Origin of the sequence: Pseudomonas sp. MF4836, from assembly GCF_002018875.1 — a bacterium.
GTDB lineage: Bacteria > Pseudomonadota > Gammaproteobacteria > Pseudomonadales > Pseudomonadaceae > Aquipseudomonas.
The window spans coordinates 57,083-69,157 of the sequence record NZ_MVOL01000003.1 but is presented as its reverse complement, the minus strand read 5'-3'; the positions used below and the strand labels follow the sequence as shown (position 1 = coordinate 69,157).

The following is a 12,075-nucleotide window of genomic DNA, read 5'->3' as shown; positions in this document are numbered from 1 at the left end:
CCAATACCCTGTATCACTGCATAAAGAGCCAAGCCCCCGACCGAACCAAATTTTGTGCCGATTTTTCTCCCGCGATCGAATCAAAAGGCGCGTTTTGGCAACTGGTCAAAAAGCATCAGGTCTCGATATTCACCACTGTGAACAGTACTCGTGGCACCACGAGTGCTGAAGTTTTCAGCCCCATCAAATAGAAGAGAATAACGTTTTTCGGTTTCCCAGACCTCCTCGTTGAAAGTCAGATTTAGAGGATTGATGAATGCGTCATCGAATACCTCCATATCCTTCAGCTCGGTAAAGTGCATGACTTCTTTAGACGGTCCACTTAAGAGGTTTGCTGACCCGCTGAAAACCTCACATCCAGACTTCGACACCGCGCCATAAATTTTGGCATGGAATTTAGAATCTGGAACCACCTCACGCAATAAGCGCGAAGCCAAATCCAACTTCTCCAACAAAGAGTAATCTATACCTTTAGATTGCTGATAAGCTTTCTTGAAGGAATTTAGCTGGCCCTTACGGGTTACCAACCGAACCTTGCCAGGGTCTGCTCGAAGAATTAGCTCAAGCCAAGTGTCGACTAGATCTTGATCCTTCATCCACTGGTGCCCCACAAACGGGACAATGATGTAGATTTTATCGAACAACACCGTCCAACGTACCAATAGCTTGTGAAGCCATTGCATTATTTGGCTCTTAGAGTACACGCCAGGGCGAATTGTCTGGGAAATAGGTTTTGCACCAACTACATTACATATGGAAAAATCACACTCATCAAACTCAAAGCTCTCTACGTATGGTTTGCTCAGAAAGGAGACATAGCTACTTCCGCACAAGCAATTAAATGACATACGAATAAACATGTACTCTGGAGGAAGGCCGCGACCATGCTTCAACGACCAACTATAATAACCTGAGAATTCAGCAAAAATAGATTTGAAGTTCCTTCTCAGCTCTTCAAAGATAAAACCGTCCAATCCCGCACTACACTTTTCGCACTCATATAGAGCGCGACCAGCGTAATCATACACATGAGAACGCCGATTCATATCGAGTTCACGACTCAAGACCTGCGTTAAATTTGGAAATGCCGCAAGCTTATTTATTTCCTCAGCAGTTGCCTCGTCCTCTAGGATATAACCAATTAAGGATGCGCCCTCAGAGAAGGCGCTGTAGTCTGGATTGACGACATGGATACTGAATTGATGCGAGCAATTATTACACGCACCAAGGATATAACCATTGTCGTCTTGCGCGGGGAGAGTAATGACTCCAGCATTTACCTCCATGGTCCAAACCTGCGAAAAAGTTATTATAGCAGAGCACACCGAGCAGAATGTTTTGCTAATTTTGACACTATCGGAATCTAGCTGATTTCTTTTGAACTGCTTAAGGTCCTTTTTACTAAAAATCATTCCCTACCTACCCTATATATTTTTTTCAATAAAAACACTAAGCCATAACTGCAAGCACGCACCGCTCGAACGAACGGGGTATCTGACATCAAGATTACGGTTTTTGCCTGGCAATCGCCCCCCATCGAGTATTCCCATACCAGCCAATGGTTAGGCTCTTGGTAACGGCTTCGACGTTACCTTCGCCAGACAATGAGACTCACTGCTTGTTCTTCTGCATTGAGAAAATCAGTTGAAAGGCAGGAGATGTGCTGCCCGGACGGTTACCGCCAGATGATCGGATCGAATTGGTGCCGCCAGCCCGTTGCTCTATAGATGAAATGGTAGCAATCGGCAGAGTACGACCAAAAACCAGGTGCCGCGATAGACGGGGCTCGATTGGAGCAATCAAGAAAAGCTCGCCTCACAATAGCAAATTAATATCATCTGCTGTAATTAGAGGGACCAACAATCGGTTTTGGTAAAACTCGCGAACAAGGAGGAAGGCTGGTGACCATTATCCAAGAGATCCATGCGTGGTCTAAGGGGCTCGCAGACTGGCAACAAGATGCAGTAGCCAGGCTCTATGAGGATCGGACGCTTAGCGCAGTCGATCTTGAGGACCTATATGCGCTGGTCAAAGTAGAAGCCGGAATTCCGGACCCAGAAAGTCGCAAACCCAAAAAGCTTCAAGATGCCCAGGTTGCCCCACCGGTCGATCCAGCTCGAATCGTTCAGTTGGTTGCCATCAAGGATTTGGCTCATGTCAACGCGTTGGCGCATGGCGGCAGTGTCCCAATTGCATTGACAGGCTTGACCGTCATCTATGGTGAGAACGGCGCCGGTAAGTCGGGCTACTCCAGGGTATTCAAGCATGCGTGCCGCGCAAGGGACCGACGCGAACCGATCCTTCCCAATGCGAACCTCGACCCCAAAAATGCCGGCGTAGCTCAAGCTGTATTCGAGACGATGATAGACGGTGTTGCCACAGACTTACCCTGGCGCTATGGAGCCGCTGCTCCCGAGCCGCTATCAGACATATCCATCTTCGATACCTACTGCGCTCGCGCCTACATCGACAACCATGGTGACTTCGCCTACGCCCCATATGGGCTGGACATCCTGGAAGGTCTGACCAGTGCATGCAACAAACTCAAGGCTCGTGCCACGCAGGACAAGACGGCAAACGCTCCGAGTGACGCGGCATATGTGGCGCTGACGAAGGAACAAACGGCAGTTGCGGTGGCGCTTCTCGGTATACCGGCCAAGACCAAATCAGATCAAATTGAAGCACTGGCTAAGGTCACCGAGGCTGAGCAGAACCGGCTAACTCTTCTGACCAAGACCTTGTCGGAAGCCGACCCAAAGCAGAAGGCCCAAGCGCTGCGCCAAAAAGCCACGCGATTCGCTGGATTGAAGGGTCGTATCGCTACGGCGATAGTCTTTGTCGACGACGATAAGATCACCCAACTTCAAGCACTCATTGAAAAATCCAAAACGGCAAAGTCCGCAGCTGAACTGGCCTCAACCGAATTCAAGCAGACCCCTGGGCAGTTGATAGGCACCGGCGGAGAGGAGTGGAAGGCTCTCTTCGAAGCGGCCCGAGTATTCGCCCAAACTTGCCACCCTGGCCATGAGTTCCCAGATCTTTCTGAGGGCGCTGCCTGCCCGCTTTGCCAAAATGCCCTCGGCCCGGAGGGAGCTACGCGTCTTGTCCGATTCGATGCCTTCATCAAACAGAAAGCCGAGCAGACTGCGAAGCAAGCGCGAGAGCTCGCGGCATCTGCCTATAGGGCAATCCAGCAAGCCGTTCTAGATGTGATGTTCCGCGATGCGCTGATTGAGGAACTGACAGAGATTGATCCAATCCTAGCAGCAGAATGCACATCAATGCAGGACAGCCTGCTCCTCCGGCAGAAGTCCACGTTACGGGCAGCTGCAGCGGACCTCCCGTGGGCCGAAGTTCCGAAACTATCGGCCAACCCACAGCATGCTTTGACTATCATCATTGAAGAATTGCAAGAGCAGGCGAAGGCGCTGGAAGCCACCGCTGATGAGGCGGTACGTGCCGCCATGGTTGCCGAGAAACGTGAGTTCGACGCTCGTGTGCGGCTTGCAGAGGTCAAAGACGCTGTTTTGGAGGCTTTAGCCAAGCATGAAATTTGTCGCAAGCTGCAAATCTGCATCGACAGCCTGGATGCCCGTGGCATATCCAGGAAGTCCACCGAGCTTTCTCGTACAACGGCTAGCCAGGAATTAGCCGATGCCCTTAACGAAGAACTCAAGCGGCTCAAGGTGCATCAGCTACAAGTAGTAATGAAGCCGGAATCGCCTGGGGGCCGGACGCAATTCAAGCTTGTCTTGCAACTGCCCGGTGGTGGTGCACCTGGGGCAATTCTAAGCGAAGGGGAACAGCGCGCGATTGCTATCGCTTCCTTCCTAGCCGAGATCAAACTTGGCAAGGGACGCGGCGGCATCGTGTTCGATGATCCGGTCTCTTCGCTTGACCACCGGCGCCGGTGGGAGGTGGCTGAGCGTCTGGCAATAGAGTCTCTGACTCGTCAAGTGATTATCTTCACACATGACATCTACTTCCTTTGCATTTTGGAGCAAAAAATCGAGGAGCTGGCTGGCACACTGACCAAAAACTACATCCGCAGGACAGAGCGAGGCTTTGGTGTCCACTCCCAAGACTTGCCCTTCGACGTTTTGGGCACCAAAGGTCGCCTGGCTCGACTTAGGGATATGCTGGTGGAGGTTCGCAAGGCGCAGAAAGTGGGAAATGATGACGATCATCGCCACCTTACCGCAGCCTGCTATGGAAAGCTGCGTCTTGCATGGGAGCGATGTATCGAGGAAGTTCTTCTTAATGGTGCTGTTCAGCGGTTCGGCGAGGGCGTTTCAACTCAACGCCTCAAGTCTGTCGTCGTGACCGATGACGACTATCACGAAATTGATGCCGGAATGACTAAAAGCTCCAAATTCGAGCACGATGCGGCAATGGCGGTTGGAAGGTTGCCCGTTCCAGAGCCCGATGAACTGGAACAGGACATTGCGAAGCTGGATGCGTGGCGTAAGACCGTCGATGATCGCCTGAAGACAATCGCAAAAGCTCGAGGGTGATCGCAAGGTTGCTCGGAGCCAGCGCTTCCTGATCAAGCTGGCAGGTTTAGGGCAGTCTAATGGCACAACTACAAGGCAGGGCGGCACTTGGCCGCCCAACCCTTCACAGCATTACGGTTGAGCAGAATCAAGGGTGTACTTCGGTCATAACGCTTGGGTCACCGAAGCTGACCTTTACGCAGGCAATTACCTCGCAACGGCTTCATACCCAAATGGTGATTTTTGACACATAGCGCATCGCATAGTGGACATGGCTCCGGATGTTCAAATCGTCTAGTCGTACAACGCCGAGAATGCACCGTTCACCGTACTGGTCCTTGTCGTGATTACAACTGTTGAAGCATCCCTGCCCCCTTAGTAATACTGTCGGATGTAGCTATAGGCTTTCTCGAACAGCTCTTCATCCGCGTGCAGCTTGTACTTAAAGAGAGATTTGCGCAGGGCTTTCTTGACCTCACGCTCACCAGCTTGCGTACCCTGCCAGCCAGGGAAGCGCACTAAACGCACGATCTCATCAATGTCCGCGACTACCCGCTCGACCATGATCGGCGTATCAGCCGTCTTAACCTCGTTAAACAACTCGGTCAGTGCTGCCTTACCGCGATCCTCGTCCTCTTCGGGCGGTATTTCCTTCTCGGCCTGACGCGTTTCCTTGGCGATCTCCAGCAAAGCTTTCAAAAACTCCACGCTGTTGATCTGCCCGGACTCGAAGCGATCTTTCAAGGCATCAAGTCGCTCCGATAATTGCTTGAACTTGGGGTTGCCACTGTGCCCACGAAGCCGGCGCTTAAGCTTTATCTCGATTTCCTTCGCCTTCTTCGGGTCAGGGTTCGAGAGAACTGCCTCTAGCAAATCGGCGTCCAGCACAAGGGTGTCGAGGTCATCGCGCACCGCATCCACATGCACGTTCTGGTGAATCAGCTCGATAGTCTTGGCGCCTAGTGAGTGCCAGATCAGCTTGCCGTGACCGCTGGAAGGCTGCACCGACTGATACACCTGTGACAGCCACTTGTAGTCTTTCTCGAAGGCACCTAGCACCAAGTCGGGCGACAACGCCTCCCAGATCTTGTTAAGTACGCTGTATTCGGCGGCAAAGTTGTCCCGCACCTCGTTGTTCGGCAAACACTCCTGCGCAGCCATCAGGCCTTCATAGCCTTGCTGGTCACGATCGATGCCGGGGAAAAAGGCCAGGCACTTCTGTATCGCTTCGGGCAGCTTGTCCTTCAGTTCTTGGATGTTGCTAACAACCTGTTTGACGCTCTGGTCATCAAACTCCAGCGCAGCAGCAACATCGTCGAAGATGCCCAGATAATCCACGATCAGACCATGGGTCTTCTGCTCGGAGTATGTCCGGTTCACCCGGCAGATCGCCTGCAATAAGGTGTGGTCACGCAAAGGCTTATCCAGGTACATCGCCTGCAAGATCGGCGCATCGAAGCCGGTCAGTAGCTTGGCTGTGACGATGATCAGCTTCAGCGGGTCGGCCGGGTCGCGGAAGCGGTCGAGCAGCCGTTCTTCTTCATCGCGCGAGCGGTCGTAAGTAGCGTACTCCGGGTGCGCCTTCTTATCAGCGGCCTGCACCGACATAACGATATCGGTGGCCTCCGGTGGCAGCAGCTTATCCAACTCCGCCTTGAACAGAAGGCACGACTCACGGTCGAAGGTGACGATCTGGCCCTTGAAGCCATTGGGCTCTACCTTGCCCTGAAAGTGCTGAACAATGTCCTCACACACCTTGCGGATACGCTCGGGGGTCTTAACCAACACGGCCATCTTCGCGGCGGTCTTGGCGAGGTTGTCCTTATCAAGGTCCGACAAGCCACCGGTCAAATCTTTATAGGCAGCGTCGAGGGCTGCCTTGTCGATATGCAGATCGATCAGTCTCGGCTCGAAGTGTAGTTTCAGCGTGGCGCCGTCGCGGATCGATTCTTCGAAACCATACCGGCTCATGTAGCCCTTTTCGTCCTCGTCGGCACCAAAGGCGTAAAAGGTGTTGCGGTCGGCACGGTTGATGGGTGTGCCGGTCAGACCGAACAGAAATGCATTGGGCAGGGCCTCGCGCATCTTACGGCCCAGATCACCTTCTTGCGTGCGGTGTGCTTCGTCCACCAGTGCAATGATGTTGCTGCGATCGTTCAGGCTGCCTGTGGCCTCGCCGAACTTGAAGATCGTCGTGATGATGATTTTGCGCACATCCTGCGCTAGCAGTTGCTGCAGCTTCTCCCGCGTATCGGCCTTTTCCAGATTGGGAATGTCCGCCCCGGTGAAGGTGCCGGTGATCTGGCTATCCAGGTCGATTCGGTCCACCACGATCAACACAGTGGGGTTCTTCAACCCGGCGTGCATCCGCAGTTTTTGCGCGGCAAACACCATCAACAGCGACTTGCCCGAGCCCTGGAAGTGCCAGATCAGGCCTTTCTTGGGGTAGCCTGCCAGCACGCGCTCGACAATCTTGTTAGCTGCCTCGTACTGCTGATAGCGGCAGATAACCTTGATGCGGCGCTGCTTCTTGTCTGTGGCGAACAGGGTGAAGCTTCCGAGGATGTCCAACACCACATGCGGCCGCAACATGCTCTCGGCCGACAGCTTGAGTGACCTCAGCGGATGGTGCTGCGCATCGCCTCCCTCCAGATGCCACGGCCCCCAGTCCTTAACCGGCAGGCCAACGGATCCGAAGTGGTAGGCTTTGCCCTCGGTGGCCACCGAGAACACATTGCAGACGAACAGCTCTGGCACGAATTTCTCGTAGTCATCGTGTACCTGCACTGCACCATCGACCCAGCTGATGCATTTCTTGACCGGCGTCTTGGCCTCGATCAGCACCAGCGGCAGACCGTTGACCAAAAGCACTAGATCGGCGCGGCGCTCAGTGGGGCCGGCACGGTAGGTGTACTGCTGGGTGACGATGTACTGGTTCTGCGACAAGTCGTCCATATCGATCAGCCGCACCGGCAAATGCTCGTTGTTCTGGCCGAAGGGCATCGAGCGCTCGCCACGCATCCAAGCGGTCATTTCCTCGTTGGCGCGTATCAGGCCATCCGAACGCACAGACAACACGATGGCGCGCAGCTTGTAGAGCACTTCGTCAGCGCGGTCGGGCTGTGCAGCAATATCAGGGTTCAGACGGATCAGCGCATCCCGCAGCCAGGGCTCGACCAGCACGTCCTGAATCTGGCGCGGCACTTCACTCGGCACCGCGTAGCGCCAGCCGATGCCTTTTGGATTGGGGCCGTAGCTGACTTGCGATTCTTGGACGATATTGGTCGGGACAGCCTTGATGGGGCCCGCGAGCAGGTCGCGGACGTAGGCTTCGACGGTGTTGGATTCGTTAAATGCCATTTGCGCCCCTATTCTCAATTGACTCGAGCGCGTGCAGTTTCAGGTTCTGCGCCGCCTCCTTGCGAGTAGCTATGTCTTTCCGAGCCGACCGAATCGCTCTCATCTCTGCCAACAGAGCATCCTGTTCTTCTACTTCTGGCACCTTGAGCTGGTGCTGGCGAATATCAGCACCGTTGATCTTCCAGATTCCGTTTGTGGATTTGGCGCGAGAGATCAGTCGATTGTGCGTGCTCTGGCTGTTCCACTGCCAAACCGCAAACTCTGGCCTGATGATGTTCTCGTCAAACTTCAGTCGAATAAGCAGGTCTGGATAGAAACAACCCTTTGGCACAACATCGACAAGACCGCACTTGCCTGTGAGTAGCTTGTTGCCGTTTCCACGCACAACAAGAACGTCGTTGGCCTTCAGTTCAAACGTAGCAGCTTCAGTTTCGGATATCTCGGCGTACTTAGTATTGCCCTCTGTCACAATGCGACCATCTCTTACGGCGCCGATACTGAGAGTTGGATATCCTCGCTCGTCAGCGTTAGCTTTCGGGGACACCCCGTTTTTTGGCCCCGTTGGCACGAGTTTGTCGACCGTAATGAAACGGTCAGCCTGCACCGAAGCCAGCGCGTCTTCAAGGCGTGAGTTTTCTAGTGCTATTGTCGCGAGGTCCGCTTCCACAAACGAAACCAAGCATTCTTCAATAGCGCCGAGAAGCTTGACGAGACGATGTTGCTCATCCATCGGCGGCAGCGAGAACTCGAAATCCGCCAAACTCGTCCAGTTGGTACGGGGGCTCAACGAGCCGGCCGATGTGCCTACCGCGTGATCGAAAAAAGCCTCGGTCTGGCAAATGAAAGGCAGCAAACCCGGCAGCAAGACCTGCACATCCTTTGTTTCAAGCACATAGATGTCACCGGAGCAAACTCCGGCAAAATCCGCCACGGCCACCTTGCGCTGGTAAGCGCGGCGCTTGCCAAACAGCACCTGCCCGGGCTGGAACACGCTGGTGAAGGTCACGCCGTCAGCGACATTGCCCCAACTGCGAATGCGCAAATCGCCCGGCTCCAGATGCTCCATGCCAACATAGCGATCAAAGCCATCTGTCAGCGGATCTTGGCTGCGGGCTTTCGAGAGGCGCACCACGTCGCCAAACTTCACCCGCCGCCAGCCGGGCTTTAGCGCTTTAATGTTCTTATCAGACACGATCGATGTCCTCCGCAATCATCCCATCCAGCGTTTCTACAAGCGCATCCATCTGCTGCCAGAAGGCGCGGCCTTCGTTCTGCAACCGCTCCCAGGAGGAGCGCAGCGATAACGCGTCGCCATTACTATCGGTTGCGATGGCGGCGGCAATGCGTTTCACGTAAAGCGGGATAGACAGGTTGCTAGCGCTGGCGCCGATCTCGGCCAAGGTGGCGACCTTGGCGAAGCCGGGCTCATCCGCAAACGTCTTGTAGGCAGTCAGGATGCGCTGCTGGTGCTCGGATTTCAGAAAGCTCTGTGCACTTTCCCGCGTGACCTCGTTCACCGCGTCGATGAAGATCACCTTGCCTTTGCGTACGGCCGACTTCTTGCGGTTACAGATAACGATGCACGACTCCATCGGGGAGTTGTAGAACAGGTTGGGGCCCAAGCCGATCACGGCCTCCACCCAGTCCTGCTCGATCATCTTGGCGCGCATGGCCTGCTCTTCGTTGCGAAACAGCACGCCGTGGGGCCAGAGCACTGCACTACGCCCCTTGGTCGTGAGGCTAGTCAGGATGTGCTGCTGGAAGGCGTAATCGGCGCGACCCTGCGGCGGGGTGCCCAGCGAGTTACGGCCCCACTTGTCACTGCTCCAAGCCTCGCGGCTCCACTGCTTGATGGAGTACGGCGGGTTGGCTAGGATCACGTCGAACTGGCGAAGTCGGTCGCCCGCGATGTGCTTGGGGTCGGCCAGGGTGTCACCACGGATGATCTCGAAGTCTTCCACGCCGTGCAGGAATAAATTCATACGGGCGATGGACGACGTGATGAGGTTGCGCTCCTGCCCGTAGAGCCTGAGCGTGCGGTATTCGCCACCAGAGCGCTTCACTTCGTCCAATGCCGAGATCAGCATGCCGCCTGTGCCGCAGGTGGGGTCGTAGATCGACTCGCCCGCCTGCGGCTCCAGGAGTTGCGTCATCAGGTGTACCACGGTGCGGTTGGTGTAGAACTCGGCGGCCGTATGGCCCGAGTCATCGGCGAACTTTTTGATCAGATATTCGTAGGCGTTACCGAGCTCGTCCTCCGGCACGTTGGCCACTGACAATGTCTGAGTGGAGAAGTGTTCTATAAGGTTTTTCAGCGTTTCGTCAGGCAAACGCTCACGGTTGGTCCAGGGAGCATCACCGAAAATGCCGTCCAGCAGATCTGGATTGGCCGTCTCGATTGCTCGCATGGCCCTTTGAATTGCAGCACCCACGCTCATTGCGGTTTGCCTTACATCCTTCCAATGGGCTCCCTCAGGAATCTGAAATCTGTGGTTTTCAGCAAACTTGGCGTAAGAGAGGTCCCCGGCGGAGTTGGCTAGCGCCGCCTGGTATTCCTCCTCCCATACATCGGCCACACGTTTGTAGAACAGTAGGGGGAAGATGAACTGCTTGTAGTCGCCTGCGTCGATGAGGCCGCGCAGCAGCACGGCTGCGCCCCACAGGTAGCTTTCGAGCTCTCGTTGGGTGATGCGTTTGCTTAGGTAACTCATTTAAGCCAGTCCCCTTCTGCCATGAGCTTCGCGAGCTGTTCTTCGGCCTCGCGACAGCGAGTGAGTGCGTCCTTAAATGCCGCGATGGCGTCAGGCAGTGGCGGGATGTCTTCTCGCAGCGGAGGTAGGACATACCGCGAAATGTTCAGCGTCCAGTCTTCCGCCTTAATTTCATCGAGGGTGACGACCTTTGCTGCATCCTGCACATCGGTAAAGCTTTGATACCAGGCCAGGATTTCATCGGCATGAACCGTGTCAAGGAAGTTTTGCGCACGACCTCGCTTGAACAGGCGTGATGCGTCGACGATTAACACTTTATTTCTGTGTTCTACCGGCTTGCGTTTGCGCAGGACCAGGATACTTGCGGCAAGGCCTGTACCGTAGAACAGATTAGGGGCGAGACCGATAACCGCTTCAACCAAATCCATTTCTAACAACTTCTGGCGGATGCTGCCTTCGGCACCTTTGCGGAATAGGGCCCCCTGGGGTAGCACCACAGCCATTCGTCCCGTTGCATCAGCCATGGATTTAACCATGTGTTGTACCCAGGCGAAGTCGCCAGAACTGGATGGTGGCAGACCAGCGAAATTGCGGCCGAAAGGATCATTGATCCACTGTTCCTCCCCCCATTTTTCAAGCGAGAAGGGAGGGTTAGCGATCACGCAGTCGAAACTCGCCAGATGGTCGCCTTCAAAGAACGCAGGGTTGCGCAACGTGTCGCCACGCACTACCTGAAAGTCTTCAATACCGTGCAGGAACAAGTTCATGCGAGCGATAGCAGACGTGGTAAGGTTTTTTTCCTGGCCGAAGAGCTTGCCCCAAAGGCGTTTTACATCGCCGTGTTTTTCCTTCACGTGCTGGACGGCAGCGAGCAACATACCTCCCGTCCCACAGGCTGGGTCATAGATGGTGTCGGCCTCTTTCGGATCAAGCATGTCGATCATCAACCGCACTACGCTGCGCGGGGTATAGAACTCACCGGCTTTCTTGTTGGTGGCGTCGGCAAATTTCTTGATCAGGTATTCGTAGGCATCGCCCAGAAGATCTGAACTTACATTTTTGTTGCCTAGTGGAAGCTTGGAGAAGTGCTCGATCAAATCTTTGAGTAATGGGTCTGACAGACGATCCTTGTTTGACCACTGCGCATCGCCGAATACCCCGTAGAGGCTTTCTGGGTTTGCTTTTTCGATCTGGCGCATAGCCCATTGAAGTGCTGCGCCTACGTTGATCGACTTCTCGCGAACATCCTCCCAGTGGCAGTAATCAGGAATCTGGAATCGATGCGACTCAGGAAAAAGTGCCAGCTCAGGATCGCCGCCCTCTTCAACGACTTCGCGATTCTCGTCATCCCATACGTCGCAAATGCGTTTGAAGAACAACAACGGGAAGATGTAGGTCTTGAAATCAGCTGCATCTACCGGACCGCGCAGGATGTTGGCGGACTCCCAGAGGTGGCTTTCGAGCTGACTAAGGGTAATTAGTTGGTCACTCAAAAAAGTAGCCCTTTTCAT

At 54.4% G+C, this 12,075-nt stretch carries 6 protein-coding genes; 1 reads left to right on the top strand and 5 read right to left on the bottom strand.

Annotation, left to right across the window (positions count from 1 at the left end; translation table 11 throughout):
* Nucleotides 1-80 precede the first annotated feature (80 nt).
* Complete coding sequence (locus tag MF4836_RS07040; protein ID WP_153050202.1) at nt 81-1,286, bottom strand: hypothetical protein; 1,206 nt, start codon at nt 1,284-1,286, stop codon at nt 81-83.
* 615 nt (nt 1,287-1,901) lie between these two features.
* Between MF4836_RS07040 and MF4836_RS07035 the strand changes: the two genes are divergently transcribed.
* A complete protein-coding gene (locus MF4836_RS07035) occupies nt 1,902-4,514 on the top strand; it encodes an AAA family ATPase (protein ID WP_078469752.1) in 2,613 nt (870 codons plus the stop codon).
* 354 nt (nt 4,515-4,868) lie between these two features.
* Here MF4836_RS07035 and MF4836_RS07030 read toward each other — a convergent pair whose 3' ends face one another.
* Genes MF4836_RS07030 through MF4836_RS07015 form a run of 4 tightly spaced genes read right to left on the bottom strand, consistent with a single transcriptional unit; the run spans nt 4,869 to nt 12,075 of the window.
* The gene (locus tag MF4836_RS07030; RefSeq protein WP_078469751.1) at nt 4,869-7,853 is read right to left on the bottom strand and encodes a type I restriction endonuclease subunit R; all 2,985 of its coding nucleotides are present in this window, start codon (nt 7,851-7,853) and stop codon (nt 4,869-4,871) included.
* Entirely contained in the window at nt 7,843-9,045 is a 1,203-nt protein-coding gene (locus MF4836_RS07025) for a restriction endonuclease subunit S (protein ID WP_078469750.1), read from the bottom strand. Before MF4836_RS07025 ends, MF4836_RS07030 begins: the two co-directional genes overlap by 11 nt.
* The gene (locus MF4836_RS07020) at nt 9,038-10,564 is read right to left on the bottom strand and encodes a type I restriction-modification system subunit M (RefSeq protein WP_078469749.1); all 1,527 of its coding nucleotides are present in this window, start codon (nt 10,562-10,564) and stop codon (nt 9,038-9,040) included. The genes MF4836_RS07025 and MF4836_RS07020 overlap by 8 nt, the downstream gene beginning before the upstream one ends.
* On the bottom strand, nt 10,561-12,075 hold the full coding sequence (locus MF4836_RS07015; RefSeq protein ID WP_078469748.1) for a type I restriction-modification system subunit M: 1,515 nt from the start codon (nt 12,073-12,075) through the stop codon (nt 10,561-10,563). Before MF4836_RS07015 ends, MF4836_RS07020 begins: the two co-directional genes overlap by 4 nt.